General features: G+C 70.4%; 23 protein-coding genes. 11 read left to right on the forward strand and 12 right to left on the reverse strand.

Going from position 1 to position 26,226, the window contains the following annotated elements:
- Nucleotides 1–17 precede the first annotated feature (17 nt).
- The 5 genes from AC3WXD_RS03655 to AC3WXD_RS03675 form a co-directional block, all read right to left on the reverse strand.
- Entirely contained in the window at nucleotides 18–1,994 is a 1,977-nt protein-coding gene (locus AC3WXD_RS03655) for an acetyl-CoA carboxylase biotin carboxylase subunit (RefSeq protein WP_492323051.1), read from the reverse strand.
- Nucleotides 1,995–2,070: 76 nt separating this feature from the next.
- Nucleotides 2,071–3,225, reverse strand: a complete 1,155-nt coding sequence (locus tag AC3WXD_RS03660) for an acyl-CoA dehydrogenase family protein (protein ID WP_059411648.1) — start codon at nucleotides 3,223–3,225, stop codon at nucleotides 2,071–2,073.
- Between the two features lie 109 nt (nucleotides 3,226–3,334).
- A complete protein-coding gene (locus AC3WXD_RS03665) occupies nucleotides 3,335–4,951 on the reverse strand; it encodes an acyl-CoA carboxylase subunit beta (RefSeq protein ID WP_492323052.1) in 1,617 nt (538 codons plus the stop codon).
- 154 nt (nucleotides 4,952–5,105) lie between these two features.
- Complete coding sequence (locus AC3WXD_RS03670) at nucleotides 5,106–6,008, reverse strand: phosphatidylglycerol lysyltransferase domain-containing protein (protein WP_492323053.1); 903 nt, start codon at nucleotides 6,006–6,008, stop codon at nucleotides 5,106–5,108.
- Nucleotides 6,005–6,817 carry a TIGR03084 family metal-binding protein gene (locus AC3WXD_RS03675; protein WP_492323054.1) on the reverse strand — a complete coding sequence of 271 codons (813 nt, stop codon included), beginning with the start codon at nucleotides 6,815–6,817 and terminating at the stop codon, nucleotides 6,005–6,007. The genes AC3WXD_RS03670 and AC3WXD_RS03675 overlap by 4 nt, the downstream gene beginning before the upstream one ends.
- Nucleotides 6,818–7,118: 301 nt before the next feature.
- Between AC3WXD_RS03675 and AC3WXD_RS03680 the strand changes: the two genes are divergently transcribed.
- Together AC3WXD_RS03680 and AC3WXD_RS03685 are read left to right on the forward strand one after the other, a co-directional pair.
- The gene (locus tag AC3WXD_RS03680) at nucleotides 7,119–8,687 is read left to right on the forward strand and encodes a fatty acid--CoA ligase (RefSeq protein ID WP_492323055.1); all 1,569 of its coding nucleotides are present in this window, start codon (nucleotides 7,119–7,121) and stop codon (nucleotides 8,685–8,687) included.
- An 82-nt stretch (nucleotides 8,688–8,769) separates the two neighbouring features.
- On the forward strand, nucleotides 8,770–9,300 hold the full coding sequence (locus AC3WXD_RS03685) for a GNAT family N-acetyltransferase (RefSeq protein ID WP_492323056.1): 531 nt from the start codon (nucleotides 8,770–8,772) through the stop codon (nucleotides 9,298–9,300).
- Nucleotides 9,301–9,576: 276 nt separating this feature from the next.
- On the opposite strand, the gene AC3WXD_RS03690 is transcribed toward AC3WXD_RS03685, so the two are convergent.
- Nucleotides 9,577–10,587 carry a DNA-binding protein gene (locus AC3WXD_RS03690; protein ID WP_492323057.1) on the reverse strand — a complete coding sequence of 337 codons (1,011 nt, stop codon included), beginning with the start codon at nucleotides 10,585–10,587 and terminating at the stop codon, nucleotides 9,577–9,579.
- Between the two features lie 167 nt (nucleotides 10,588–10,754).
- Between AC3WXD_RS03690 and AC3WXD_RS03695 the strand changes: the two genes are divergently transcribed.
- The 4 genes from AC3WXD_RS03695 to AC3WXD_RS03710 all read left to right on the forward strand — a co-directional run bounded on the left by AC3WXD_RS03695 (nucleotide 10,755) and on the right by AC3WXD_RS03710 (nucleotide 14,215).
- Nucleotides 10,755–11,861, forward strand: a complete 1,107-nt coding sequence (locus tag AC3WXD_RS03695; RefSeq protein WP_492323058.1) for a site-specific integrase — start codon at nucleotides 10,755–10,757, stop codon at nucleotides 11,859–11,861.
- A gap of 225 nt (nucleotides 11,862–12,086) precedes the next feature.
- The gene (locus AC3WXD_RS03700) at nucleotides 12,087–12,506 is read left to right on the forward strand and encodes a hypothetical protein (RefSeq protein WP_492323059.1); all 420 of its coding nucleotides are present in this window, start codon (nucleotides 12,087–12,089) and stop codon (nucleotides 12,504–12,506) included.
- Between the two features lie 166 nt (nucleotides 12,507–12,672).
- Nucleotides 12,673–13,644: a GGDEF domain-containing protein gene (locus AC3WXD_RS03705; RefSeq protein WP_492323060.1), complete on the forward strand. Its 972-nt coding sequence runs from the start codon at nucleotides 12,673–12,675 to the stop codon at nucleotides 13,642–13,644.
- A gap of 151 nt (nucleotides 13,645–13,795) precedes the next feature.
- On the forward strand, nucleotides 13,796–14,215 hold the full coding sequence (locus AC3WXD_RS03710; RefSeq protein ID WP_059411638.1) for a hypothetical protein: 420 nt from the start codon (nucleotides 13,796–13,798) through the stop codon (nucleotides 14,213–14,215).
- A gap of 24 nt (nucleotides 14,216–14,239) precedes the next feature.
- Here the strand turns inward: AC3WXD_RS03710 and AC3WXD_RS03715 are convergent, their stop codons facing one another.
- Together AC3WXD_RS03715 and AC3WXD_RS03720 are read right to left on the reverse strand one after the other, a co-directional pair.
- The gene (locus tag AC3WXD_RS03715; protein ID WP_156173771.1) at nucleotides 14,240–14,398 is read right to left on the reverse strand and encodes a hypothetical protein; all 159 of its coding nucleotides are present in this window, start codon (nucleotides 14,396–14,398) and stop codon (nucleotides 14,240–14,242) included.
- 142 nt (nucleotides 14,399–14,540) lie between these two features.
- Nucleotides 14,541–14,990, reverse strand: a complete 450-nt coding sequence (locus AC3WXD_RS03720) for a PA2169 family four-helix-bundle protein (RefSeq protein WP_059411637.1) — start codon at nucleotides 14,988–14,990, stop codon at nucleotides 14,541–14,543.
- A gap of 634 nt (nucleotides 14,991–15,624) precedes the next feature.
- On the opposite strand from AC3WXD_RS03720, the gene cqsA reads away from it, so the two are divergent.
- A complete protein-coding gene (gene cqsA / locus AC3WXD_RS03725) occupies nucleotides 15,625–16,965 on the forward strand; it encodes an alpha-hydroxyketone-type quorum-sensing autoinducer synthase (protein ID WP_492323061.1) in 1,341 nt (446 codons plus the stop codon).
- Nucleotides 16,966–16,987: 22 nt separating this feature from the next.
- On the opposite strand, the gene AC3WXD_RS03730 is transcribed toward cqsA, so the two are convergent.
- On the reverse strand, nucleotides 16,988–18,334 hold the full coding sequence (locus tag AC3WXD_RS03730) for a sensor histidine kinase (protein ID WP_492323062.1): 1,347 nt from the start codon (nucleotides 18,332–18,334) through the stop codon (nucleotides 16,988–16,990).
- A 123-nt stretch (nucleotides 18,335–18,457) separates the two neighbouring features.
- The gene (ribA, locus tag AC3WXD_RS03735) at nucleotides 18,458–19,054 is read right to left on the reverse strand and encodes a GTP cyclohydrolase II (protein ID WP_059411634.1); all 597 of its coding nucleotides are present in this window, start codon (nucleotides 19,052–19,054) and stop codon (nucleotides 18,458–18,460) included.
- Nucleotides 19,055–19,622: 568 nt separating this feature from the next.
- Here ribA and AC3WXD_RS03740 point away from each other — a divergent pair.
- From AC3WXD_RS03740 to AC3WXD_RS03755, 4 genes are all read left to right on the forward strand, one after another.
- Nucleotides 19,623–21,569, forward strand: a complete 1,947-nt coding sequence (locus AC3WXD_RS03740) for a hybrid sensor histidine kinase/response regulator (protein ID WP_492323063.1) — start codon at nucleotides 19,623–19,625, stop codon at nucleotides 21,567–21,569.
- A 32-nt stretch (nucleotides 21,570–21,601) separates the two neighbouring features.
- Nucleotides 21,602–21,796, forward strand: a complete 195-nt coding sequence (locus AC3WXD_RS03745) for a hypothetical protein (protein WP_492323064.1) — start codon at nucleotides 21,602–21,604, stop codon at nucleotides 21,794–21,796.
- A gap of 282 nt (nucleotides 21,797–22,078) precedes the next feature.
- Entirely contained in the window at nucleotides 22,079–23,050 is a 972-nt protein-coding gene (locus AC3WXD_RS03750) for a Bug family tripartite tricarboxylate transporter substrate binding protein (protein ID WP_492323065.1), read from the forward strand.
- The gene (locus tag AC3WXD_RS03755; RefSeq protein ID WP_492323066.1) at nucleotides 23,047–23,775 is read left to right on the forward strand and encodes an SDR family oxidoreductase; all 729 of its coding nucleotides are present in this window, start codon (nucleotides 23,047–23,049) and stop codon (nucleotides 23,773–23,775) included. Before AC3WXD_RS03750 ends, AC3WXD_RS03755 begins: the two co-directional genes overlap by 4 nt.
- Before the next feature lie 143 nt (nucleotides 23,776–23,918).
- Here AC3WXD_RS03755 and AC3WXD_RS03760 read toward each other — a convergent pair whose 3' ends face one another.
- Nucleotides 23,919–24,746 carry a histidine kinase gene (locus AC3WXD_RS03760; RefSeq protein ID WP_492323067.1) on the reverse strand — a complete coding sequence of 276 codons (828 nt, stop codon included), beginning with the start codon at nucleotides 24,744–24,746 and terminating at the stop codon, nucleotides 23,919–23,921.
- An 80-nt stretch (nucleotides 24,747–24,826) separates the two neighbouring features.
- Nucleotides 24,827–26,221: a sigma-54-dependent transcriptional regulator gene (locus tag AC3WXD_RS03765; protein ID WP_059411628.1), complete on the reverse strand. Its 1,395-nt coding sequence runs from the start codon at nucleotides 26,219–26,221 to the stop codon at nucleotides 24,827–24,829.
- Nucleotides 26,222–26,226 lie beyond the last annotated feature (5 nt).

Raw genomic sequence — 26,226 nt, forward strand, 5'->3', positions numbered from 1 at the left:
TCCCGGGATGGCGGCGCTCAGGCGGCGCGCGCTTCGAATTCGATCTCGGCGATCACGCGCATGGCGGCGGCCTGGTCGCCGACCTGCACGTGCACCGCGCCCACGCGGCCGGCGGCCGGAGCCACGTGGATGTGCTCCATCTTCATGGCCTCCAGCGTGACCATCGGCTGGCCGGCTTCCACGCGGTCGCCGGCGGCCACCATCACGTTGACCACGCGGCCGTTCATGGAGGCGCGCAGCTTGCCGTCGCCGGCGCCGGCATCGGCGCGCTCGGCGGCGGCGCGGGTGTGGTCCCGCACCCGCACCGGCTCGCCGCCGTATTGCAGCAGCAGCGTGTCGCCGTCGCGGTGGAAGATGGCGGTCTCGGTCACGCCGTCGCAGGCGAAGCGCACCGAATGCTCGCCCAGCGCGATGGTTTCGAAGGCGTGGCGGGCCTCGCCCAGCGTGACCTCGAAGCGGCTGGCGCCCATGAACGCCAGCCGCGCCTGATGCTCCGCCCCGCCGACGCGGTAGCGCAGGCCGATCGGCAGCGCCGGCGCCAGGCTGGCGGCCGGGGCACCCGCCACGCGGCCCGGCGCGGTCTCGTACAGCAGCAGCGCCGCCAGCGCCGCGGTGCGCGCGCGGCGCGCCGGGTCTTCGCGCAGCAGCGCGTCCTGGTGCTGGCCGATGAAGGCGGTGGTGGCCTCGCCCGCCACGAACGCGGGATGCGCGAGGCAGCGGCCCAGGAAGGCCTGGTTGGTGGTCACGCCGAGCGCCACCAGGTCTTCCAGCCCGCGCGCCAGCCGGCGGCGCGCTTCGTCGCGGTCGGCGCCGTGGCTGACCACCTTGGCGATCATCGAGTCGTAGTACGGCGGGATGGCCGCGCCGCTGCACAGCGCGTGCTCCGTGCGCAGCGCGGACGGCGCCTGCCACAGCGCCAAGGTGCCGCTCTGCGGCATGAAGCCCTGCTGCGCGTCCTCCGCGCACAGGCGCACCTCGATGGCGTGGCCGGCAAGACGCACGTCTTCCTGCGCCAGCGGCAGCGGCTCGCCGGCGGCGATGCGCAGTTGCAGCGCCACCAGGTCCAGCCCGGTGATGGCCTCGGTCACGGGATGCTCCACCTGCAGCCGCGTGTTCATCTCCATGAAGTAATAGTTGCCGTCGCGGTCGAGCAGGAATTCCAGCGTGCCCGCGCCTTCGTAACCGATGGCCTTGACTGCGGCCACGGCGGTGGCGCCCATGCGCGCGCGCAGCTCGGCGCTCACCGCCGGCGACGGCGCTTCCTCGATCAGCTTCTGGTGGCGGCGCTGCACCGAGCAGTCGCGCTCGCCCAGGTGGATGGCGTTGCCGTGGCGGTCGGCCAGGACCTGGATCTCGATGTGGCGCGGCTCCACCACGGCGCGTTCGAGGATCACCTCGGGGTCGCCGAAGGCGCCCAGCGCCTCGGAGCGCGCGCTGCGCAGCAGTTCGGCGAACGCGCGCGCGTCCGGCACCAGCCGCATGCCGCGTCCGCCGCCGCCGGCGGTGGCCTTGATCATGACCGGGAAGCCGATGCGCGCGGCCTCCGCCGCCAGCCGCGCGTCGCTCTGGTCCTCGCCCTGGTAGCCGGGAATGCACGGCACGTCCGCCGCCATCATCAGGCGCTTGGCGCCGGCCTTGTTGCCCATCGCCAGGATGGATTCGGGCGACGGGCCGATGAACACCAGCCCGGCCTCGCGGCACGCGCGCGCGAACGCGGCGTTCTCGGCCAGGAAGCCGTAGCCGGGGTGGATGGCGTCGGCGCCGGTGCGGCGCGCGGCGTCGAGGATGGCGTCGATGCGCAGGTAGGACTGCGCCGGCGCGGCCTCGCCGATGTGCACCGCCTGCCCGGCTTCGGCCACGTGGCGGGCGCCGGCGTCGGCGCTGGAATAGACCGCCACCGTGCGGTAGCCGAGCGCGGCGGCGCTGCGCATCACGCGCAGCGCGATCTCGCCGCGGTTGGCGATCAGGATCTTGTGGAATGGCGTGGACTTCATGGTGCCCCGGTGTGGATGGTGTTCTCTCGATCCGGCGCCGCGCCCGGCGGGCGCGTGGCCGGCGTGCGCGCCGCGCTTACCTGCCCTGCGGGAACGTGCCCATGAACTTGCACAGGATCTGCAGCATCACCTCGTCCGCGCCGCCGCCGATGGAAGTCAGCCGCCCGTCGCGGAAGATCCGCGAGACCGGGCTTTCCATCACGTAGCCCATGCCGCCCCAGAACTGCAGGCTGCGGTCAGATACCTCGCGCACCAGCCGCCCGGCCTTGAGCTTGGCCATCGTGGCCAGGCGCGTGGCATCCTCGCCGCGCACCATCGTCTCCACGGCGCGCCAGCACAGCGCGTGCAGCGCTTCCACCTCGGTCTGCAGCTCGGCCAGCGTGTAGTGGACCCACTGGTTGTCCAGGATCGAGTGGCCGAACGCCTTGCGCTCGCGCGTGTAGTCGATGGTCAGGTTGATGGCCTTCTGGCACACGCCGCAGGTGTTCAGCGCGCCCCACAGCCGCTCCACCTGGAACTGCTCCATCTGGTAGGTGAAGCCCATGCCTTCCTCGCCGATGCGCCAGCGCTGCGGCACGCGCACGTCGTCGAAATACAGCTGCGCGGTGTCCGACGAGTCCATGCCGATCTTGCGGATCTTCTTGGCAACCGACACGCCGCGCGTGTTCATCGGCACCACGATCAGGGTCTTGTTGCGATGGGGCGCGCCTTCGGAGGTGTTGGCCAGCACGCAGCAGAAATCGGCCTGGGTGCCGTTGGTGGTCCACATCTTGCCGCCGTTGATGACGTAGTCGCCGCCGTCGCGGCGGGCGGTGGTCTTGATCGAGGCCACGTCCGAGCCGCTGCCGACCTCGGACACGCCCAGGCAGGCCACGTACTCGCCGCTGATGGCCGGCGCCAGGAACTCGCGCCGGACTTCGTCGCTGCCGTGGTGGGCCAGCGCGGGCGTGGCCATGTCGGTCTGCACGCCGATGGCCATCGGCACGCCGCCGCAGTTGACGTCGGCCAGCGTCTCGGCCAGCACGGCGCTGTAGGAATAGTCGAGCCCGGCGCCGCCGTCGGCTTCCGGCTTGGACAGGCCCAGCAGCCCGAGCGCGCCCATCTTGCGGAAGACCTCGTGCGCGGGGAAGATCTCGGCCTCTTCCCAGGCATCCACGTGCGGGTTGACCTGCTCGGCGATGAAGCGCTTGATGGTGGCGCGCAGCGCCTCGTGTTCGGGGGTGAGTTGCATGTTCCGGTTCCTGGTATGCGGTATCTGGTATCGGATGGATGGCGTGCGGTGGATGTGCGCGGTGGATGTGCGCGGTGGATGTGCGGTGACGGTGCGACGGCTGCGCGGTTCAGGGCCGGGCCACGCCGAACTGCATGGCCTGCGGCGCGCGCGCGTCGCCCTCGCGGCAGACGGCCAGCACGCCGGCCAGCACGGCGCGCGTGTGGCGCGGGTCGATCACGCCGTCGTCCAGCACGTGGGCACTGGTGACGAACACGCTCATCTGGCGGTCGAAGCGTTCGACGATGCCTTTCTGCAACGCTTCGAGCTGCGCCGCATCCACCTCCCCGCCCTTGCGCTTCATGGCCGCCTCGGAGACGATGGCCATCGTGCGCGCGGCCTGCTCGCCGCCCATCACGGCGGTCTTGGCGTTGGGCCACGAGAAGCAGAAGCGCGGATGGAAGCCGCGCCCGCACATGCCGTAGTTGCCGGCGCCGAACGACGCGCCGCAGTAGATGGTGATCTGCGGCACGGTGGCGTTGCTCACGGCCTGGATCATCTTGGAGCCGTGCTTGATGATGCCGCCTTCCTCGTAGCTGCGGCCCACCATGAAGCCGGTGGTGTTGTTCAGGTACAGGATGGGCGTGCGCGACTGGCAGCAGGCCTGGATGAAGTGCGTGGCCTTGGTGGCGCCGGCCGGATCGATCGGGCCGTTGTTGGTGATGATGCCGAGCGGCCAGCCTTCGATGCGCACATGGCCGCAGACGGTGGCGCCGCCATAGTTCTCGCCGAATTCCAGGAAGTCCGAATCGTCGGCGATGCGGGCGATGACCTCCTTCATGTCCACCGGCCGCTTGTGGTCCATCGGCATGATGGCGAGCAGTTCCTCGGCGTCGTAGCGCGGCGGCTTGAACGCGCGCGGCGCCGGTTGCTCGCGCGGCCAGTCGATCTTGCCGAGGATCTCGCGGGCGATGCGCAGCGCGTCGCGGTCGTCCTCGGCGAGGTAGTCGCCCAGGCCGGAGACGCTGGTGTGCATCACCGCGCCGCCGAGTTCTTCCTCGGTGGCCACCTCGCCGGTGGCGGCCATCAGCAGCGGCGGGCCGGCCAGGAACGCGCGGGAGCGGCCGCGCACCATGATGATGTAGTCGGACAAACCGGTCTGGTACGCGCCGCCGGCCGTGGACGAGCCGTGCGTCACCGTGACCACCGGCAGCCCCGCGGCGGACAGCCGCGCGAGATTGCGGAACAGGTTGCCGCCGCGGATGAAGTCCTCCACCTTGTAGGTCATCAGGTTGGCGCCGGCGCTTTCCACCAGTTGCACGTAGGGCAGCTTGTTCTCCAGCGCGATCTCCTGCACGCGCAACTGCTTGTCCAGCCCCTTGGGCTGCAACGCGCCGGCGTTGATGCCCGAGTCCGACGCGCTGATCATGCAGCGGATGCCCGACACCACGCCGATGCCCGCGATCAGCCCGCCGCCGGGCACGCTCTTGTCGAGGTCCGGGTTGTCCAGCCCGAGGCCGGCCAGCGAGCACAGCTCGATGAACGGCGCGCCCGGGTCCAGCAGCAGCGCCAGCCGCTCGCGCGGCAGCAGCTGGCCGCGCTTCTCGAAGCGCTCGCGCGACGCGGCGGAGGTGTCGGCGGCGCGCTGCTCGAACGCGCGGATGCGGTCGAGCAGCGCCAGCATGCCGGCGCGGTTGGCCTGGGCGGCTTCGCTGGTCGGTGAAATTCTGGATTCGATATGGGCCATGAGCAATGTGCTTGACGATCCGCCGCGGGTGCGCGCCGGCTTGAAAGCATGGTAGGGGCGGCCCTGGCGCGGGTCTTGCGAGAACTGGCTGTTGCTGCGCGGGCTGCGGCTGCGGCTGTGGCTGTGGCGGCAGCGGCTGGAGCGTGCGCGCGAGTCAGTCCGTGCGCAGCGTGACCCGGTACTTGGACAGCAGCGCGCTGGGCGCATACGACTGCTTGGTCTGGCGGAAGTTGTCCAGCCCGAGGTCCTGCTCGAAGTTCAGCCACGCCACCGGCCGCGCAAAGGCGGTGCAGAAGTGGTGGAACATGTACTGGTAGATGCCCTTGTACGCATCCAGTCCCTTGGCGAAGCGCATGGCGAACACGGCCGGGCGGATCTCCTGCGCGAGCACGAAACCGACCGGCTGGCCGCCTGCTTCGTAGAGAAAGCCTTCCAGGCCGAGCCGCTCCGCCTCGCGCAATGCCTCGGCGCACGGCGCGTCGTCGGCCTCCCCTTGCGCCTTGCGCTTGGCCGCCATCCACTGCGCATGGACAGTCATGGCCTGCCGCGCCAGCCCGGCGTGATAAGGCCGCGCGGTGACGGCATGCGCGGCCAGCAGCTGCTTCATCAGGTTGCGCTTCCTGGACAGCGTAGTGCCGCGGTAGGCCGCGAAGTTGGCGGCTGGATAGAGATAGTCGGCATCGGCGCGCACCGCGCTCCAGTTGAACACGGCGGGATCGAGCCGCGCCACCTGCGCGGCGGAGAGCGGGTAGAAGCAGTCGTGCCCGCGCAGCAGCGCCTGCAGGAGCGCGCGCGGCGCGGTGTCGAGCGCGAACAGCGGCAGCACGTGGCGCGCGCCGTCGTAGGTCAGGCCGGTGACGCGCGGATGGCTGCCGGCGACGAAACGGTAGTCGTGCGCCTGCCGGAACAGATAGAGGTTGGCGAAGGCGTGCTCGGACAGGCAGGTCTCGCCGGGGTCCGCGCTGCACGCGCGCAGGGCGGCGTCGATGCCGGCTGCCTGCGCGATGGCCAGCGGCGCCCCCGCCTGCGCGGCCAGCGCCAGGGCGGGGCCGTTCACCCGGCCCGCGCCGCGCGCACCACGCGCGTGCCGGCCGCCGGGCCGGTGGCGGGCGGGCCGGCGAAGCACTGCGCCTGCGCCAGCCACATCTGCGCGGGGCCCGCGCTGTATGCGAGCGCGGTGTCGTCGAGGTGGCGGCGCTGCGTCACCAGCAGGCAGAAATCCTCGGCGCTGCCGCGCACGAAGTTGTCCGGCTGCGGGTCATTCCAGGTCCACGTCTGGCCGTCCGGCGCGGTCAGCGCGACATGGGGCGCCGGCCCCGGCACCGCCTCGCCGCGGTTGACGAAGGTCCAGCCATAGGTGGTGGCGCCGATATGGGCGATATGGCGCAGCCGCGCCGTGGGCTGGCGTATGCGGCCGACGGTATCCCATACATCCTGTCCGTGCGCCCAGGTTTCCATCAGGCGCGCCGTGGCAAAGCTGCGCGCGCTCATCGGCGGACCGTACCAGGGCAGCCGGGCCTTGGGGTCCAGCGCCGCCAGCGTACCCGCCAGCCGTTCGTGGACAGGCCGCCAGTACGCCAGCAGCGCGGGGCCGTCGAGGTGGCCGTATTGTTCGCGCGCCACCGCGCTGATATGGCCGCCGGCCGCCATCAGCGCGCCCAGCGCCTGCGCGCCGCGCAGGAAAGCTTCGGGCTCGGTGGCGGACTGCAGCGCGGTCTGGTCGAAGTAGCACAGGTGGGCGATCTCGTCCCACGCGCTCCAGCCGTAGAAGGCGCCGGGCTGGCGCCACTGGGCGGCGTTCAGGGACGCGGCAAGCGCGTCGAGCTCGCGGTATTCGGCCAGCAGGTCCTGGCAGGTGTCTTTCATGGGCGGTCTTGGTGGACGGTCTTGGCGGGCGGCCGGGCGGGCCGGCGGTCGCTACGATTGTGCGTCCCGGGCCAGCCGGCGGTCTTGCGCCAAGTGGTTGCGCGCGGCTTGCCCGCACGGCATGCCATATGCGCCATATCAACGCTGGCGGGCGGCAACCCCGGCCGCCGCGCATATGCACAATGCGATTGGTTATTTCCCAAAAAGCGGCCTGCCGCTTATATTCGAGGGTTTTGACCGGCCGGCGCCATGCCGCCCGGTTTCCCACTTTTTTCCCTTTTCTCGCCGTCGGAGCATTGCCTTGAGTCACGTCCTTACGCTGAGCGACACCCTTTCCTGGCCCGCGCGCTACCTGCCGCGCAAGACCGCGCTGGTCGCCGGCATGGGCGCCGAGCGCCGCGCCTGGACCTATGCCGAGATGGAAGCCGAGGTCAACCGCCATGCCCACGCGCTGCGGTCGATCGGCATCGGCCACGGCGACGTGGTGGCGGCCTTCCTCTACAACACCCCGGCCTTCGTCTTCAGCATGCTGGCGGTGGCGCGCGTGGGCGCGATCTTCAACCCGGTCAACTACCGGCTGGCGGCGCAGGAGCTGGCGTTCATTCTCGAAGACGGCAAGGCCCGCGCGCTGCTGTTCGAGGAAGAAGGCGCGTCCGTGGTGCAAAAGGCGGCCGAGCTGGTGCCCGGCACCACGCACTGGATCTATGCCGATCCCGGCCCCGCGCCGGCTTTCGCCACCCACCGGCTGGACACGCTGACCGCCGCGCAGCCGGACCACGCGCCCGGCATCGCGGTGGACGAGAACGATCCCTGCATCCTGATGTACACCAGCGGCACCACCGGCCGGCCCAAGGGCGTGCTGCACACCCACCGCAGCAAGCTGGCGCACAACGCGATGATGCATCAGGTCATGACGCTGTCGCGCGAGGACGTGGGCCTGTCGATCGCGCCGCTCAACCACACCGCCGAGCTGCACACCAGCTTCCTGCCGCGCCTGCACCTGGGCGCCACGCAGGTGCTGCTGCGCCGCTTCGACGCCGGCGAGGCATGGGCGCTGGTCGAGCAGGAAAAGGTCACGCACTTTTTCGCCGCGCCGACCATGATCACCATGATGCTGCACCATCCCGACGTCAGCACGCGCGACGTGTCCTCGCTGCGGCTGGTCGAGTACGGCGGCGCGTCGATGGCGCCGCACCTGATCCGCGAATGGGACCGCACCATCGGCGCCGGCCTAGTCCAGGTCTACGGCACCACCGAGATGGGGCCATGCATGTCGGTGCTGTATCCGCACGAGCAGCTCAGCCACGCCGGCTCGGCCGGCCTGCCCTCGCTCAACCACGACCTCGTGGTGGCCGCCCTGAGCGACGACGGCGCCCCCACCGACCCGTCCCAGCCGTGCGCGCCTGGCGAAGTCGGCGAGATCCTGGTGCGCGGGCCGTGCATGATGGCCGGCTACCTCAACCGCCCGGACGCCAACGAGCGCGCCCTCGCCTACGGCTGGTACCACACCGGCGACCTCGGCAGCCTGGACGGAGACGGCTATCTCTGGGTACGCGACCGCATCGACTACATGATCAATTCGGGCGCCGAGAACGTATACCCGCGCGAAGTCGAGGATGCGCTGATCGAACACCCCGGCGTGCTCGAAGCCGCCGTGATCGGCGAGCCGGACGAAACCTGGGGCCACATCGTCACCGCCTACGTGGTCGCCAAGCCCGGCGCCGAGATCGGCGCCGAAGTGCTCGATGCCTTCCTCGTGCACGGCGACCGGCTGGCCGCCTACAAGCGTCCGCGCCGCTACTACCTGCTCGACGCGCTGCCCAAGACCACCAGCGGCAAGATCCAGAAGCATTTGCTGCGGAAGAGTTGATTCGCAATAAATTTCATTTTAATCAGCAGGTTGCAGGTCATTTCTAGAAATGACTTGAGGTTTCACCGCCACGGAGAAACAGATGACTGACGATGTGCGCGTGCGCCGGCTGGGCGCCGACGAAGCGGCAGCCAACGTGCCGGCCCTGGCCGACGTGCTGGTCGATTGCGTCGAAGGCGGCGCCTCGGTCAGCTTCATGCTGCCGCTGCCGCGCGACAAGGCCGAGGCATTCTGGCGCGGCGTGGCCGAGGGCGTTTCGCGCGAGGAACGCGCCCTGCTGGTCGCCGAAGACCACGACGGCGGCATCCTCGGCACCGTGCAACTGATCCTTGCCCAGCCCGACAACCAGCCGCATCGGGCCGACGTTGCCAAAATGCTGGTCCACCGCCGGGCACGCCGCCGCGGGATTGCGCAGCGGCTGATGGCGGCCGTCGACGCGGTGGCGCGCGCGGAAGGCAAGACCGTGCTGGTGCTCGATACCGTTACCGGCGGCGACGCCGAGCGACTATATCAAAGGGCGGGATGGGAAGCGGTGGGCACCGTGCCGAAATATGCCCTGATGCCGGACGGGGCGTTTTGCGGGACGACGTTTTTTTATAAGCATCTGGATTGAAACTGGCGGCTGGCTGACGTCTGCGCCCGTGCGATTCACCTAGCCGACGGCGGTGAATTGCCGCTTGTTATCTCTCCTCTCCCATGAAGGTTGGGGGAGAGCGGGCGCTGGCAGATGGCGAAGGCCGGCACTTCGTGGTGGCGCTGGCCCTCTCCCCCGGCCCCTCTCCCGCAAGCGGGAGAGGGGAGAAAACCGGCGACGTGTTTCTTTTATTTTCCTCATCAAAATCAGTGGCTTATATTCTGATTTCGATGTTTCACCTGAATACCCATCCTTTCAGATTTTTACTCGTGGCGCCCTAGCCGCCCGTAACTGACGACTCCTTGCCACACCCGGCCGCACCGCGCGCTGGGTCTCCGGCACAGCACCGCCACGGCTCTCCAGCAACTGCCGGTATTCCGCCAGCATCCCCTCCTGCTGCCTGAGCCGTTCTTCCAGCACCGCCACCAGATTGCCGAGCCGCGTCGCCTCGCCGGCCTGACGCGCGGCGGCGTCCGCGGCTTCGGCCAGTTTCTGTTGCGCCGCGCGGCGTTCGCCCTCCAGCAGTCGCTGCCCTTCTTTCGCCGCCACGCGCGCGGCATCGAGTTCCAGCGCCATGCGGCGCTCGTTCGCGCTGGCCCGTTCGGCCATCGTTTCGCGCTCCTTGTCCCAGGCGGCGCGCTGGCTGGCGGCTTCGGTTCGCTGGGTGTCTTTCTCCTGCTGGGCTTGCGCCAGCCGGTCGCGCAATGCCTGGTTGTCGGCCTCGCGGGCCCGCAATTGCGATTCGGCGCGAGCGGCGCGCTCGCCGGCTTCGTCGCGGGCGCGGGCTAGTTCGGCCAGCGCGCTGTCGGCGGCTTGCAGGCGGGCTTCCAGCACCGCGCGCTCCTGCGCAAGGGCGCCCCGCTCCGTTTCCAGTGCCTGCTCCGCGGCCTGCAAGGCGGCCTCGCGGTCGGCGAAGCCGGCTGCCGCGGCGGCGCGGGCTTCGGCCTGCGCGGCTTCCCACAGATAGCGGGCCGCCTGGTTCACCGGATCGGGCAGGCTGGCCGGGGCCGCAAACGCCTGGGGGTCCTGCAGGCGCGCGCCGAGGCCGGCGAACCAGGCGTCGAGATGCGGGCTGACGGTATTGGGCGAGCCCCGCCCCAGATGGAGGCGGATGCGCTCGATGGTCGGGCGCTGCCCAGCCAGCAGCAAGGCGTCGGCGGCCTGCCATACGTCTTCGCGGGTGATGGCGCGGGCGCGGGCGGCGGCGGGGAAGTCGGCGTTTTGCATGATCGGGGCAATCGTCCTGGCGGTGTTGGTGGCAAGCAAGCAAATAAGGCTCGATAAGGAATAGTTATCGCACCTTATCCTGCCTTGATGTATAATTTGATACAGCTTACATCATATTTAATATGATTTCCCGTAAAACGCCCCCTAGCCTTGGCCGGAGCCCGGAAAACGCAGCGAAGAATGCCGCCGATGCCGCGCCGCAAGGCGTGGCGGGCCGGTCCGATCCTTCTTCCGCCCTTTCCGATGTCGACTTCCCCGCGCCGCTTCGTCCGTCCGAACTCGATCCGCTTGGCCGCCAGGCCGCTGAAGCGCTGTACCGCGAAGGCGAATCCGCCAACACGGTGGCCAGCTATCGTTCCGCACTCCGCTATTGGGCGGGCTGGTTCGCCCTGCGCTACGGCCAGCCGGTCGCCCTTCCCCTCCAGCCGGCGGTCGTCCTCCAGTTCCTGGTAGACCACGCCACGCGCAGCACGCCGCAGGGCCCGGTATGCGAGCTGCCGCCGGCCATCGACGCGGCGCTGGTCGCCGGCGGGCTCAAGGCCCGGGCCGGCCCGCCCGCGCTAGCCACGCTCGCGCACCGGCTGGCGGTCATCGCCAAGGCGCATCACCTGGAGGGCCATGCCAACCCCTGCGCCGACCCGGCGGTGCGCGAACTGCTGTCCCGCACGCGCCGCGCCTATGCCCGGCGCGGCGAGCGGCCGGCGCGCAAGGCGGCGCTGACGCGCGAGCCGCTGGCGCGGCTGCTGGCCACCTGCGACGATTCGCTGATCGGCCTGCGCGACCGCGCGCTGCTGCTGTTCGCGTGGTCCAGCGGCGGCCGGCGGCGCTCGGAGGTGGCCGGCGCCACGCTGGCCAGCCTGACGCGGCTCGGGCCCGGTGAATTCGTCTATGAGCTGGGCTGGTCCAAGACCAACCAGTCGGGCGCCGACCTGCCGGACAACGCCAAGCCGGTGATCGGCGCGGCCGGCGTGGCGCTGGAGGCCTGGCTGCGGGCGGCCGGGCTGAGCGAGGGGGCGATCTTCCGGCGCGTGCGCCGCGGCGGGCACGTGGGCGAGGCGCTGTCGCCCGCGGCGGTGCGCAAGATCGTCCGGCAGCGCTGCGAGCTGGCGGGGCTGGAAGGCGATTTCTCGGCGCACTCGCTGCGCTCCGGCTTCGTCACGGAGGCGGCGGCGCGGCAGGTGCCGCTGGCGGAAACGATGGCCATGACCGGCCATACCAGCGTGGCGACGCTGGTGCGCTATTTCCGCGCGGCGGACGCGCGCCGCTCGGTGGCGGCCGACCTGATCGGCACGGTGGACGGCGGCGAGACGTGAGCGCCCGGGCGGCCCCCTGGCTCGGCACCCGTGCAACGTGTCGCGGCCGCCCAACGGGGCTGGACAAGCCGCATGCGCGGCATAAGAATGCCGGGCAGGCCACACGCGGACAACACAGACAAAGCGACCAATCCGCGCAGCGACCGATGCGCGCGACAGCGCCAGCGCGTGCGGCCATCCGCGGCAACCGGATGCGCCCGTGCTGGGGCGCCCACAGGAGACCCCATGCGGCACCGGCTTGTCCTGCTCGCCCTGAGCCTGAGCATCGGCGTTGCCCACGCCGGCAAATGCGTCGACGGCGGCAAGACCCTCTACACGGATACCGCCTGCCCGCCGGGATGGCGGGCCGCCGAGGTGGGCGGCAATCTCTCGCGCATCAGCCCGGAACCGGCCACCGAGGCGGCCAACCAGCAGTTCCTGAAGAAACGGGCGGCCGAGGAGCGCGCCTACCAGATGCGCCTGGCGCGCGAGCAGAACGAGCAGGCGCGCACCGCCGGGCTCGACCAGTGCGCCACGCTGGCGCGCCAGATGCGCGATCTCGAGGCCGACTACGCGGCGCGCCGCAGCGCGCGCCTGCCCGAGGTGGAGCATTACCGGGGACGCTACTTCTTCCTGCGCAACCAGATGGAGCGGCGGCGCTGCTGAGCGCCGCGCGGCGGCTGCCCCCGCGGGGATGGCGGCCTTCGGGCAAGGAGATGGGCGTGCGCGATGACGCGGGCGATCGAAGCGGCCGGCATACATTTCGCGCCGATTGCGCCGTTATCACTGCATGCGGCATGCCGCCAGCCCCCACTTCCGTCGCCGAAACCTCATGAAGGTACCTTCGATTCCCGCCGATGAAACGACCCGCCTGCAGACATTGCGGTCCCTCAACCTGCTCGACACCGCCGCCGAGGAACGCTTCGACCGCCTGACGCGGCTGGCGCGGCGCCTGTTCGGCGTGCCCATCGCGATGGTCACGCTGGTCGACGCCAACCGCCAGTGGTTCAAGTCCTGCATGGGCATGTCGGCCACCCAGACCTCGCGCGACATCTCGTTCTGCGGGCACGCCATCCTCGACGACGACATCCTGACCGTGTCCGACGCGCTGCTCGACGAGCGCTTCCACGACAACCCGCTGGTCACGGACGACCCGGGCATCCGCTTCTACGCCGGCTGCCCGCTGTCGGCGGCGGGCGGCTGCAAGCTCGGCACCTTGTGCCTGATCGACATGCAGCCGCGCCACTTCGGCGACGACGACCGCGCCCTGCTGCGCGACCTGGCGAGCATGGCCGAGCACGAGCTGGCGGCGCTGCAACTGGCCACCACCGACGAGCTCACGCAGTTGTCGAACCGCCGCGGCTTCTCCGCGCTGGCGCAGCACACGCTCGATGTCTGCAAACGGCTGGGCAAGCCGGCCACGCTGCTGTTCTTCGACATGGACGACTTCAAGAGCGTCAACGACCGTTTCGGCCATGCCGAGGGCGACTACGCGCTGGCGGCCTTCGCCACCGAGCTGCGCCGCGCGCTGCGCGACTCCGACGTGATCGGGCGGCTGGGCGGCGACGAGTTCGTCGCGCTGCTGACCGGCACCGATGCCACGGCCAGCGCCCACGCGCTGGCGCGCCTGCGCACCGGCGTGGCGTCGCACAACCGCCGCGCCGCGCGCGGCTACGACATCGAGTTCAGCGTGGGCGCGATCGCGCTCGCCCCGGCGCGGCACGGCGACGTGGCCGCGCTGCTGGCCGAGGCCGACGCCGCCATGTACGCCAACAAGGCCCTGCGCAAGGCCGGGCAGCACTGATCCGCCGGGCGGCTGCCGCGGGCGGGGAACGCACCCGCCGGGCGGCCGCCCCGGTCCCGCCGCGCCGCGCTACCTGCGCTCCCGCCGCCCGGACGGCACTGCCTATACTGGCAGGCGAGCGCGCCGCGCGACAAGAACAGGGAGAAGGGATATGCAGAACGAACAATTCCTCGCCAGGCAGGAGGACCGCCGCAGCGGGCTGCGCGCGTTGCGCGCCGCGCTGCTCAAGGCGCACAAGGAACTGATCATGCTCAGCCGCGCCGAGTACGAGCGCCTGTATGGCCCGATCCCGGCCGGGCTGTTCGTGCAGATAGTGACCGAGGAGCCGTATTTCCGCTGGCTGGACCCGCTCTCGCGGCTGATCATCGAGATCGACGAAGAGCTGGAGGCTCCCGAGCACCACGACCAGACCTGCCGCGCCGTGGCCGCCGCCGCCGAGAAGCTGTTCGGCCCGCAGAGCGAGCCCGCCTTCCGCGAGCGCTACCAGCAGGCCTTGCAGGACGAGTCGGGCGTGATCGTCGCCCACGGGCAACTGATGAAGGTCATCGGCCAGCTACGGCAGCTGGCCTGAGCGCGGCCTTATTCGAGCGCGGCCTTATTTGTCGGGCCGGTCGGGGTCCACGGCGATCGGGTCGCTGGCGGGGAAGGTTTCGCGCAGCGCTTCGTCCAGGTCGTCTTCCTGCTGGTCCTCGCCGGGTGCCGGCGTGGCGGGATGGGGCGGCGCTGGCGGCTTGGGCGCGGCGGGCTTGGTCATGGCCTGGTCCTGGACGAGGTGGATGTATCTTGATCTTAGGGGGCTTTGCGGCGGGATGCCAGACGGCTCCGGCCGGCCGGAGCGGCGGCACTCGCTCGCCGTCCGGCCGGGCCGCCGCCGCGCCTGGCGCGGACAGGTCCGCTCAGGCCGCGCGATAGCGGTTGCGCAGGTCGCGGATCAGGTCGTGGTTGCGCAGCACGCCCTGGTACTGGCGCTCGATCAGCGCGCGGATGTCGAAGCTCAGTTCGCTTTCCTGCAGCGCATCCGCGTACTTCTTCTTGGCCACGTCCTCGCCCTTCTCGGTTTCTTCGAGGATGGCGAGGTCGTTGCGGTCGGCCACCGCGGTGCGCAGGCTGATCCAGCCGCGATGCAGCGCGCCGGACACGCTGCCGTGGTCCTCCGGCTTGCCCCCCAGCGCCGCCACCTGCACCTGCAGCTCGTCCACCGCGGCGGCGATCTCGCTCGCGCGGCTGGAGAACAGCGACTTCAGCTCCGGGTTCTGCGCGTCTTCCGCGGCCTTGCGGAAACCTTGCTCGCCGTCGCGCGACACCTCGATGAGGTCATTGAGTACGGAAACGTTCTTGTCAGCCATGTCAGCTCCTTGAAAGGATTCGTGTTCGACAGAGGAATGACGCCGTGAAGACGACATACCGGTCACGCTGGCCCGCGGCGGGACACCGGGACACCGATGCATGCCGCCCCGCGCCACCTCTTCACGATATGGAAGCCGGGCGGCCCCCGCTGTAGGGTGGCCCCCGGAAACGCTGTCGGCGCACGCCTACAGCGCGCGCCGGCCGGCTTGTTCCTGCCGGCATGAATGGCGGGCGCGGCAAGGCCAGCGGCGCGGCGCTGGCGGTCGATGCCGCGCGCGCGATGGCCTGAAGGCGCCGCCGTCATGGCGGCGGCGCGCTGCGCCGAAACGCCGCTGGCGCCGGCGTCGACGGCACCGAGGCGCCTGCGCGCATCATTCTGTGGCTTTACAGCCACTTCCCTGCGATCCCGGCGTCACAAGTGCTGACAAGCGGGCGGGAGAATTCCCCGTCCACACGGCAGAATAGCTTGTCGGCGCAACACGCGATCAGTCTCGGGCAGTCCGTTCCCTCCATCCCATACGTTGCAAACAATGGATGCGGACCGCGCTCGCGTTGCGGCGACGTTCGCCGGCCGCCTGGCAACCCTGTCGCCTCGGCCGGCATTTTCGTCGGAGTGATTCCAAGGGGAATGTAATGAACAGAATGGATACGGGTTGTCTGGAACGGGGTCGTGCAGCGGGTCAGGCGGCGGCCACACCGGCACCTTCGGCCGCGGCATGGCCCGACTTCATCACCTCGCGCGTGGCGGGGCACGAGGTCGAGCGGGTGCAGAAGCGCTGGGGCGGCAGCCACCTGCTGCACGGCCGCCAGCCGGGACCCGACGCGGTGCATTTTTCCAGCAACGACTATCTGAGCCTGCTGGGCGAGCAGGAGCTGGTCATGGCCCAGACCGCCGCCATGCGCGGGCCGGGCAGCGAGCTGCTGATGTCGGCCGTGTTCCAGTACGGCGACAACCCGACCAGCCGGCTCGAGCGCAAGCTGGCCGCCTTCGCCGGCGCCGAGGCCAGCATCCTGTGCCAGTCGGGCTGGGCCGCCAACGTGGGCCTGCTGCAGAGCATCGCCAGCGAGCGCACGCCGGTCTATCTCGACATGCTCGCGCATATGTCGCTGTGGGAAGGCGCCCACGCGGCGCGCGCGCGCGCGGTGCCGTTCATGCATAACGACGCCGAGCACGCCGAGCGCCAGATCCGCAAGGAAGGCCCCGGCGTGCTGGTGGTGGACTCGGTCTACAGCACCAACGGCAGCCTGTGCCCGCTGGCCGATTTCGTCGAGGTGGCGGAGCGCACCGGCAGCGTGATCGTGGTCGACGAATCCCACTCGCTCGGCACGCACGGCCCCGGCGGCGCCGGCCTGGTGGCCGCGCTGGGGCTGTCGGGCCGCGTCCATTTCCAGACCACCAGCCTGGCCAAGGCCTTCGGCGGGCGCGCCGGGCTGGTCACGTGCCCGGCCTCGTTCAAGGGCTACTTTGCCGCGGAGTCGCGCCCCGCGATCTTCAGTTCGGGGCTGCTGCATCACGAGCTGGCCTGGTTCGACGCCGCGGCGGATTTCATCGCCAGGGCCGACGCCCGCCGCGCCCGCCTGCACGCCATTTCCGCCTACGTGCGCGGCGCGCTGGCCGGGCTTGGCTACAACGTGTCGGCGGGGTCGGAGCAGATCATCGCGCTGGAGTCGGGCACCGAGGAGCAGACGCTGGTGCTGCGCGACGCGCTGCAGTCGCGCGGCATCTTCGGCGCGGTGTTCTGCGCGCCGGCCACGGCGCGCGACCGCGCGCTGATGCGGCTGACCATGAACGCCTGCCTGACCGCCGTGGAAACCGACCGGCTGATCCAGGTATGCGCGGAGATCCGCGACGAAGTGGGCCTGGCCAGCTGGCGCTCCAGCCAGCGCCGGCAGCGCGCGCCGGTGGCGCGCCAGGCCGCGCCGCGGCAGCCCGTGGACGGCGGCGTGCTGGAAGTGGCGGACAGCGCGGCCTGATCGCGTGGTCTGACCGCGCGGGTCACTCCGCCGCCGCGGCCTCGCGCCGCGGCGTGGCTGGCGGGAACTCCAGCACGAACTCGGTGTACTCGTGCTCGACCGAATCGCAGTGGATGCGCCCGCCCCACGCCTCGATGGTTTCCTTGCAGAAGGCCAGCCCGATGCCGGTGCCCTCGTTGCGCGGATAGGTGTGGAAGCGCCTGAAGATCGCCCCCAGCTCGCGCTCGGGAATGCCGGTGCCGGTGTCGCGGAACACCAGCCGGTTGCGCCGGGGGCCGCGCTCCAGGCGCAGGCGGATCTCGCCGTGCCCGGCGCGGGCCAGCGCGTGCAGCGCGTTCTTGATGAGGTTGAACAGCACCATCACCAGCAGCTTCTGCTCGGCCCGCACCAGGAAATCATCGTCGAGATCGGCATGGACCCACTCCCGCTGCCCGGCCTCGAACGGGTAGCGCGCCAGCGCTTCGCGCACGGCCGCGCCGAGCGGAAACGGCTCGCCGGGCTCGCGGTCGGCGCCGCCGCGCGCGTTGACCAGCAGCACGTCGATGCCGTGGTTCATGCGCTCCACCTCCAGCTGGATGCGCGGCAGCGCGTCCTTCATCAGGCCAAAGTGCGCGCGCGGCAGGTTGAGCGAGTTCTCGGGCGTCTCGTTCTCTTCATAGAAGCGGATCAGGCCCGGCAGGTAGCGGCCCATGCCCAGCGCCGTCGAGCCGATGCTGCGGATGGGCGTGCGCAGCTCGTGGGCCACCGTGCCCAGCGCGATGGCCATGCCGTCGAGCTTTTCCTGGATCAGGATGCGCTGGTCGATCTTCAGCACGGCGATCGTGCAGATGGTGAAGCCGATGATGGGCAGCTCCACCGGCCAGTTGACCTCCAGCAGCCCGGCCGGCGGCGGCGTCACGTAGGTATAGACCAGCCATGCCGCCGCCGTGCCCACCACCAGCGAGGCCGCGCCGCCCACCCAGCCGCTGAAGTTGAACAGGATGATCACGGCGATCACCAGCGACTGCGACCACACCAGGTTGCCGTGGTTCATCAGGTACAGATAAACGAAGAAGAACGACAGGCAGTAGGTCAGCGTGAACAGGAAATACGCCGGCAGCCACTTGCGCTCGCGCAGGTCGCGCGTGACCAGCAGCGGCAGGCACATGAGCATGGCCACCAGCCGCAGCACCAGGCTTTCGTAGGGCTGGGGGAAGCCGAACGTCCACACCGCGTAGAACACCGGGAAGCCGATGAAGGCCAGCCAGCCCAGCAGGCGGATGCGCTTGATCTGCGCCGGCTGGCGCACGTCGAGGTGGACTTCCCTGGCAAGCACCCGGCGCAGGCGCACCGCACTTTCACCGCAACTGCGTTGAATCTGGGCAAGCATGTTCAAAACCGGCTGATGATGGCGTCGAGACACGAGTGTATCTGGAGAGCCGGACATGCCGGCCAGTTTTGTGCGTCTTTCGTGGCTTTTACGCATCGCGCCGGCCGTGGCGCGGTGGCGCGCTCAGTCCAGCAGATGCCCCATCCGCACGCGCTTGGTGGCGAGGTATTTTTCGTTCTCGGCGTTGGACGGGATGACATGGCGCATCTGCTCCACCACCGTGATGCCGGCGGCTTCCAGCGCCTGCTTTTTCTTGGGGTTGTTGCTCATCAGCCGGATCGACTTCACGCCCCACTGGTGCAGCAGGTCGGCGGCGAAGGCGTAGTTGCGGGCGTCGATTTCCTGGCCCAGCGCCAGGTTGGCGTCCACCGTGTCCAGCCCCTGGTCCTGCAGCGCGTAGGCGCGGATCTTGTGGCCCAGGCCGATGCCGCGCCCTTCCTGGCCGCGCAGATACAGCAGGATGCCGCGCCCTTCCTCGGCGATCTTCTTCATGGCGAGCTCCAGCTGCTCGCCGCAGTCGCAGCGGCAGGAGCCGAACACGTCGCCGGTCAGGCACTCGGAGTGCAGGCGCGTCAGCACGGCTTCGCCGGCGATGTCGCCCACGCTCAGCGCCAGGTGTTCGATGCCCGAGACCGCGCCCTTGAAGGCGGTGGCGGTGAATTTGCCGAAACGTGTCGGCAAGCGGGCCGAGCCGATCAGCTCGATTTCTGTGTCATTCATGTCAGTCGGTATTGGCGCCGGTGCTGGCCTGGCAGGGCAAGGCGGCGCGCTTTGGCAGCATCCAGCCCGCTAAGGTAGCACGAGCGCGCTCCCATCGCTGGAGAGCCGCGGCCGGCACCGGCGTCCGGCGGTCTGCCAGCACGGCGCGGAACGGGCCGGAAGTCTGGCCGGTTTCACTTTCCCGCACGCCGCGGCAAGCATGCCGGCACCCGTCCGTTGCCGGACCGGGACGATGCGCGGCCCGCCCGCGCGGGACTGCTCCGCGGCCACGGTCCCGCGCACGGGCACGGCTCTTGCCCCTCGTCCCCGGTGCGGGCCGCGCGCCGCGCCGGCGGAAAAACCGGCCCGGCCGCGCCCGCCGCCGCAAACCATTGCCGGCCGGCGGCCATCGCCGGGACCGGCATCCGAGGGGGAAACCGTGGCGCCCACGCCGCATGCAGAAGCTACCGGTCGAGGTCCGGGCTTCCCGGTAGTTCTTACAAACGAGACGGACCCGTTGCCGGCAGAACGGGACGGTCCAGCCGCGCCATCCGATGCCTGCTATCGCTGAGTTCGCCATGAACACGCCATGAACACATCATCACGCCCCCACGCCGCCGCGCGGCCCCTGATCCTCAACGTCGACGACAGCGACGGGCCGCGCTACGTCAAGGGCCGCATCCTGCAGCGCGCGGGCTTCGCCGTGCTGGAGGCGGCCAGCGGGCACGCCGCGCTGTCGCTGGTGCGCCAGCACGCGCCGGACCTGGTGCTGCTCGACGTCAAGCTGCCCGACATCGACGGCCTCGAAGTGTGCCGCCTGATCAAGAGCGACCCCGGCACCGCCGGCACGCTGGTGCTGCAGACCTCGGCCGCGCTGACCGAGTCGCGCCACCGCGTGCAGGCGCTCGACGGCGGCGCGGACAGCTTCCTGATCGAGCCGGTGGAAGCCGAGGAGCTGGTCTCCAGCATCAACGCACTGCTGCGCATGCGCCGCGCCGAGGAATCCGCGCGCCACACCTCGCAGGCGCTGCGCGAGAGCGAGGAACTGCTGCGCCAGCTTGCCGAGAACCTGTCCGACGTGCTGTGGATACTCGATCCCGCCGGCGGCGAGTTCCTGTTCGTCAGCCCCGCCTTCACCCGGTTGTGGGACCGGCCGCTCGACGAGTTCAGGCACAATCCCGGCCGCTGGCTGGACTGGGTGGCGCCCGCCGAGCGCGCGCGCATGGCCGCCGCGCTCGACACGATGATGGCAAGCGGCCACATGGACGCCGAGTTCCAGCTCGTGCGCGGCGACGGCGAGACGCGCGAGGTGCGCGCGCGCGCGTTTCCGGTCTCCGACGCGGCCGGCAGGTTCTACCGCGTGGCCGGCATCTACCAGGACATCACGCGGCAAAAGCGCGCCGAGCGCATGCTGTTGGAAGAAGACCGGCGCAAGGACGATTTCCTCGCCATGCTCGCCCACGAGCTGCGCAACCCGCTCGCGCCGATGCGCAGCGCGGCCGACCTGCTGATGCGCTGCGCGCCGACGCGCGAGGACACCTTCAAGGCGCGCGACATCATCGCCCGCCAGTTGCACCACCTCACGCGCCTGGTGGACGACCTGCTCGACATCTCGCGCTTCACGCAGGGCCGCATCGTGCTGCGCGACGACGTGGTGGAGCTGCGCACCGCGCTCGGCACCGCGGTGGAAGCCGTGCGCCCGCTGATCGATTCGCGCGGCCACACGCTGCGCCTGAGCGTGCCCGAGGGACCGATGCCGGTGCGCGGCGACCTGGTGCGGCTGACGCAGATCTTCAGCAACCTGCTGCACAACGCCGCGCGCTACACCCAGCCCGGCGGCCAGCTGGCGATCGAAGTCGCCAGCGATGGCAAGCTGCTCACCATCAAGGTGCGGGACAATGGCCCCGGCCTCTCGCCGCAGGCCCTGCTGGACATCTTCGACCCCGCCACCGCGCATCACGGCGACAAGCCCGCCGCGGCGGGCGGCCAGGAAGGCATGGGCATCGGCCTGTCGCTGGTGCAGAAGCTGGTCAAGCTGCACGGCGGCGAGGTGCATGCGCAGAGCGCTGGCGCCGCGCTGGGCTGCACCTTCGTGGTCACGCTGCCGGCCCAGCCCTGGCAGAGCTGGCAGCCGGAAGCCGGCCGGCCGCGCCCCCGGCCCGGCACGCCGCGCACGGTGATGGTGGTGGACGACAACATCGACGCGCTCGAGGCGATGGCCCTCACGCTCGAAGCGATGGGCCATACCGTGGTGACAGCCATCGACGGCCCCGCCGCCATCGTGCGCGCGGTCAAGGCGCAGCCCGACGTGATCCTGCTGGACCTCGGCATGCCGGCGATGGACGGCTTCGAGATCGCGCGGCGGCTGCACGCCATCCCCGAACTGCGGCGCGTGCGCCTGGTGGCGCTGACCGGCTACAGCCAGCCGGCGGACCTGCGGCGCACCAGCGCGGCCGGTTTCGACCGCCATCTGGTCAAGCCGGTCGACCTGGAAGCGCTGGCGAAGATCCTCGAAGAACTGGACGAGGCCGCCTGAGCGCGGCCCCGCCGACGAACCTGGAGAGAACGATGACGGCACAGCGCCTCCACATCACGCCCGAACCCGATCCCGCGCCGCCTGCGCCGGAGATCCCGCCGCCCGAGGTGCCGGACCCCGACCCGCCGGCACCGGTCAGCGACCCGCCGCCGGGCGACCTGCCGCCGCCTCCGCCGCAGCGGGCGCGGTCCGCGCAGGAACCGCGGGCCTTGCGCCTGCGCGGGTAAGGACTGTCGCCCTGCCATCCCGCCTTTTCGACGGCGCCGCATGGCGGGACCGGCCGTGGACCGATGCGTCCCGTTGCCGCGCCATTGCCCCCGAAGCTGCCCGCCCCAGGGCTACGATCTCGGCGCCAAATCATAAGATATTATTATTGATAATCTTATTGATCTAAACAGGGTCGACCTCTATACTCCACGCGACACCGTTTTGCCCACGGTGCAGACCTCGCCAACAACAAACACAAACACCGCCGTTTCACACAGGCGGGGACATGGAGACAACCCCGGATGAACCGCAAGCGATTTCTGGCTGCCCTCGCAGCGATCCTGATGTCGATGACCGCGCCGGCGATGGCGCAGCAGGCGTGGCCGGCCCGCCCCGTGACGCTGACCGTCATGTATGGCGCCGGCGGCTACATCGACCTGCTCGCGCGCGCTTTCGCCCAGCGCCTCGAGACGGCGCTCGGCCAGCCCGTCGTCATCATGAACCGGCCCGGCGCGCAGGGCGCGCTGGCCCTGGACCTGGCCAGGCGCCAGGCGCCCGACGGATACAACCTGACGATCGTCACCGGATCGTCGATGGCCGTGCTGCCGCACCTGATGGCGGTGAACTTCACGATCGACGACTTCGCCTATGCCGGCGCGTTCGCGATGCCGCGCTACGGCGTCGCCGTGCAGGGCAAGTCGCCGTACAAGACCATGGATCAACTGATCGCGGCCGCCAAGAGCGGGCCCGGGGTGTTCATGGGTTCGTCCTCCGCGCTCAACACGCTGATCCTGGCCGACATGAACCACCGCTTCGGCACGCACTTCGAGGTCGTTGCCTACAAGTCCGCCCCCGAGGTATCGAACGCCCTGCTCAGCGGCCAGGTCGCGGTGATCGTCAGCAACCCGCCGGACATCGTGCCCTACCTGAAGGACGGCAAGATGCGCCTGCTTGCCTCGGCGAGCCCCGCGCGCTGGCCGCACACCCCGGAGGTCCCGACCCTCAAGGAACTCGGGTTCCATTCCATCGATGCCGATTCGTGGGTCGGCCTGGCGGCGCCCAGGGGAACGCCGAAGCCGGTCATGGCCAGACTGGAGGCCGCGCTGCTCGACATCTGCAAGAACAAGGAATTCCGCGACGTCCTGGAAACCCGCGGCACCGACGCGCTCTGCGCGAACGGCGCCGACATGGACAACTACCTGAGAAAGCGCCGGGTCGAATGGGGAGAAGCCATCCAGCGCGCCAACCTGCCAAGAGAGGAAGCACCACGATGACAACCCGCCCCCGAGCCATACTCGTCACCGGCGCATCCAAGGGAATCGGCCTGGCCCTCAGCCACATGCTGGCGGCCGGCGGACAGCAGGTCGTCGGACTCGCGCGCACCCGGCCGGAGAATTTCCCCGGCGATTTCTGGTCCTGCGACCTTGCCGATCTCGCCGCCACGGCGGAGGTCCTGGCGGCCGTCAACCGCAGGCATTTCATCACCGGCGTGGTCAACAACGCCGGCATCGCCCTGCCCCAGAGCCTCGCCACGCTCGACTTCTCCAGCCTGGCCACGGTGCTCGACACCAACCTGCGCGCCGCCGTCCAGGTCACGCAGGCCTGCCTGCCGTCGCTGCTCGAGGCAAACGGCGGGCGCATCGTCAACGTCTGCAGCCGCGCCATCCGCGGCGCGGCGGACAGGACCGCCTATTCCGCGGCCAAGAGCGCGCTGGTCGGATGCACGCGCACGTGGGCGCTGGAGTTCGCCCGCTTCAACGTCACCTCGAACGCGGTCTCGCCCGGGCCGACCGAGACCGCGCTGTTCCGGCAGAAAAGCCAGCCCGGCAGCGAGGAGGAGCGGCGCATGCTGGCCTCCATCCCGATGGGACGGATCGGCCAGCCGGAAGAGGTGGCGTCGGTGATCGCGTTCCTGCTGTCGCCGGCGGCGGCCTACGTGACCGGGCAGGTCATTGCCGTCGATGGCGGCGGGAGTCTGGGCGGGCGGCCGTCGGCGTGAAAGAGATCGGGGCACGGTAGACGCCTTGGTTTCCTCCCCGCGCCCGCCTGCGGCGAGCGGGATGTTGAACGGCTGCATGCGCCCGCGCGGCGCCGTGCAGTTTATGCCGCGACCGGTAAAAACTACGGGATCGCGGCGCCCGCTCAGGCGCGCGGGACCTGCACCGGAAAGCACACGGCGATACACACCGAACCGGTGTCCGGGCCGCCGCCCGCCCCTTCGGCCTCGATGCGCGCGCCGTGGGTTTCCACCAGCCGCCGCACCAGCATCAGCGCGGTGCCCTGGCGCGCGCGCGCCGCGCCGCCTTCGGGCGGCGGGCGCCGCAGGAAGAAATCCGACAGCACGGCAATGCGCTCGTGCCGGCGGGTTTCGCTGGACAGGCGGCTCTCGGTGATGCGCAGCGTGACGTGGTCCGCTCCGGCATGGAGCGCGGCCTCGACGGCATCGCCGGTGCGCGCGTGGCGGACGCAGTGGATCAGCAGGTGCCGCAGCAGCGGCGGCAGGCGGCGCGGGTCGGCGTCGATGGCCACCGGCGCGGATGCCGACGCGGATGCGGGCGCTGCCCCGGGCGGATCGGGCAAGTCCACGCCGCGCGTCTGCGCGAACGGGCGCACCGCCTCGATGGCCGCGCGCAGCGCCGCGTCCAGGTCGGTGCGCTGCCACTGCGGCGCGCTCTCGTCGGCCAGCAGCGCCACGGCTTCTTCCATGTGCTCGATCAGCGCGACCTGCTGCTGCATGCCGGTGCGGATGCCGGCCAGCGCCCGCTGCGCACTGGCCGGCGGCGTGTCCAGCGTGTGGTCGAGCACGTAGGCCCAGCTCTGCACGCCGTTGAGCGCGGAGCGCAGGTCGTGCGCGACCTGTCCGATCAGGCCGGCCACCTCGGCGCTGCTGCTGACCTCGCGGGGCGTGTGCGTGTGCGCATCGCCGTCGTTGCCCCGGGCGCCGTCGGAAGGAGAATGCGGTTGCGACATCGATATTTCCGGGCTGCATGCCCGCCCCCTTGCCATCACGCAATAAGCATGCCGCCTGCGTCTGCATTACCGCAGCAGCACTAGCCCGGCGGCACCGCACCGCTGCCGTTGGCGCGCAGCGATTCGGGCAGCTCGCCGCGCGCGGCGTATTCTTCCAGCCGGTTGTAGAGGGTCTTCAGGCTGATGCCGAGGATCTCGGCGGCATGCTTCTTCACGCCCGCGCATTGCTCCAGCGTGGCGAAGATCAGCTGGCGGTCCGCCTCGGCCAGCGACATGCCGACCGGCACCGACACCATCGCCGTGGCCGACGAGGTGGTGGCCGCCATCTGCAGCGGCACGTGGGCGTCGGCGATCAGGTCGTGGTCGGCCATGATGTAGGCGCGCTGCACGAAGTTGCGCAGCTCGCGCACGTTGCCGGGCCACGCATGCAGCAGCAGGCTGTCGAGCAGCTCGGGCGCGAAGCGGCGCTGCGTGCCGTGCTCGCCGTTCATCTGCGCGAGCAGCGTGTTGGCGATCTGCACCACGTCGTCGCCGCGCGCGCGCAGCGGCGGCAGCTCGACCGGGAACACGTTGAGGCGGTGGTAGAGGTCGGCGCGCAGTTTGCCTTCGGCCACCGCTTCCTCGGGATTGCGGTTGGTGGCGGCCACCACGCGCACGTCGGCATGCAGCTCGCGGTGGGTGCCGACCCGCATGAACGCGCCGGACTCCAGCACGCGCAGCAGCTTGACCTGCAGCTCCACCGGCATCTCGGTGATTTCGTCGAGGAACAGCGTGCCGCCGTTGGCGCGCTCGAAATAGCCCTTGTGCTGGCGCTCGGCGCCGGTGAAGCTGCCGCGCTCGTGGCCGAACATCTCGGACTCGATCAGCGTGGGCGAGATCGCGCCGCAGTTGACCGCGAGGAACGGCTGGCGCCGGCGCGCCGAGAGTTCGTGCAGGGTCTGCGCGGCGAGTTCCTTGCCGGTGCCGCTTTCGCCGACCAGCAGCACGGTGGCCTCGGTCGGCGCGACCCGGCTCAACTGGTCGTAGACCACCTGCATCGCCTCCGAGCTGCCCAGCAGCCGGCCGAAGCGGCCATAGCGGCGCAGCTCGCCGCGCAGCGAGTGGATCTCCGCCTTGAGGTCGCCGGTGGTGGCGATGCGCTTGAGGATGGTGCGCAGGCGCGTGACGTTGATCGGCTTGACGAGGTAGTCGGTGGCGCCCAGGCGCAGCGCGTCCACGGCGGACTCCACGCTGGCGTAGCCGGTCATCAGGATCACTTCCACGCCGGCGGTGCCGACTTCGCCGAACAGGTCCATGCCGCTGCCGTCGGGCAGCTTGAGGTCGGCCAGCACCGCGTCGGGCATCTGCCAGCCGACCTGCAGACAGGCTTCGCGCAGGTCGCCGGCGGTGGCGGAGGTGAAGCCCTCGGCCGCCACGATTTCCGACAGCGCGGCACAGGTGTTTTCGTCGTCGTCGACGATCAGGATGTGGGGCATATCGT

Source organism: Cupriavidus sp. FW216-B1, assembly GCF_058789195.1.

Excerpts from the sequence above, each read along its gene's own strand:
- AC3WXD_RS03715 (WP_156173771.1), bottom strand. The coding sequence starts at position 14,398 with ATGACCAAGCCCGCCGCGCCCAAGCCGCCAGCGCCGCCCCATCCCGCC.
- AC3WXD_RS03755 (WP_492323066.1), top strand. The coding sequence starts at position 23,047 with ATGACAACCCGCCCCCGAGCCATACTCGTCACCGGCGCATCCAAGGGA.
- AC3WXD_RS03705 (WP_492323060.1), top strand. The coding sequence starts at position 12,673 with ATGAAGGTACCTTCGATTCCCGCCGATGAAACGACCCGCCTGCAGACA.
- AC3WXD_RS03720 (WP_059411637.1), bottom strand. The coding sequence starts at position 14,990 with ATGGCTGACAAGAACGTTTCCGTACTCAATGACCTCATCGAGGTGTCG.
- AC3WXD_RS03655 (WP_492323051.1), bottom strand. The coding sequence starts at position 1,994 with ATGAAGTCCACGCCATTCCACAAGATCCTGATCGCCAACCGCGGCGAG.
- AC3WXD_RS03760 (WP_492323067.1), bottom strand. The coding sequence starts at position 24,746 with ATGTCGCAACCGCATTCTCCTTCCGACGGCGCCCGGGGCAACGACGGC.
- AC3WXD_RS03675 (WP_492323054.1), bottom strand. The coding sequence starts at position 6,817 with ATGAAAGACACCTGCCAGGACCTGCTGGCCGAATACCGCGAGCTCGAC.
- AC3WXD_RS03730 (WP_492323062.1), bottom strand. The coding sequence starts at position 18,334 with ATGCTTGCCCAGATTCAACGCAGTTGCGGTGAAAGTGCGGTGCGCCTG.
- AC3WXD_RS03765 (WP_059411628.1), bottom strand. The coding sequence starts at position 26,221 with ATGCCCCACATCCTGATCGTCGACGACGACGAAAACACCTGTGCCGCG.
- AC3WXD_RS03685 (WP_492323056.1), top strand. The coding sequence starts at position 8,770 with ATGACTGACGATGTGCGCGTGCGCCGGCTGGGCGCCGACGAAGCGGCA.
- cqsA (WP_492323061.1), top strand. The coding sequence starts at position 15,625 with ATGAACAGAATGGATACGGGTTGTCTGGAACGGGGTCGTGCAGCGGGT.
- AC3WXD_RS03710 (WP_059411638.1), top strand. The coding sequence starts at position 13,796 with ATGCAGAACGAACAATTCCTCGCCAGGCAGGAGGACCGCCGCAGCGGG.
- AC3WXD_RS03740 (WP_492323063.1), top strand. The coding sequence starts at position 19,623 with ATGAACACATCATCACGCCCCCACGCCGCCGCGCGGCCCCTGATCCTC.
- AC3WXD_RS03745 (WP_492323064.1), top strand. The coding sequence starts at position 21,602 with ATGACGGCACAGCGCCTCCACATCACGCCCGAACCCGATCCCGCGCCG.
- AC3WXD_RS03750 (WP_492323065.1), top strand. The coding sequence starts at position 22,079 with ATGAACCGCAAGCGATTTCTGGCTGCCCTCGCAGCGATCCTGATGTCG.
- AC3WXD_RS03660 (WP_059411648.1), bottom strand. The coding sequence starts at position 3,225 with ATGCAACTCACCCCCGAACACGAGGCGCTGCGCGCCACCATCAAGCGC.
- AC3WXD_RS03700 (WP_492323059.1), top strand. The coding sequence starts at position 12,087 with ATGCGGCACCGGCTTGTCCTGCTCGCCCTGAGCCTGAGCATCGGCGTT.
- ribA (WP_059411634.1), bottom strand. The coding sequence starts at position 19,054 with ATGAATGACACAGAAATCGAGCTGATCGGCTCGGCCCGCTTGCCGACA.
- AC3WXD_RS03665 (WP_492323052.1), bottom strand. The coding sequence starts at position 4,951 with ATGGCCCATATCGAATCCAGAATTTCACCGACCAGCGAAGCCGCCCAG.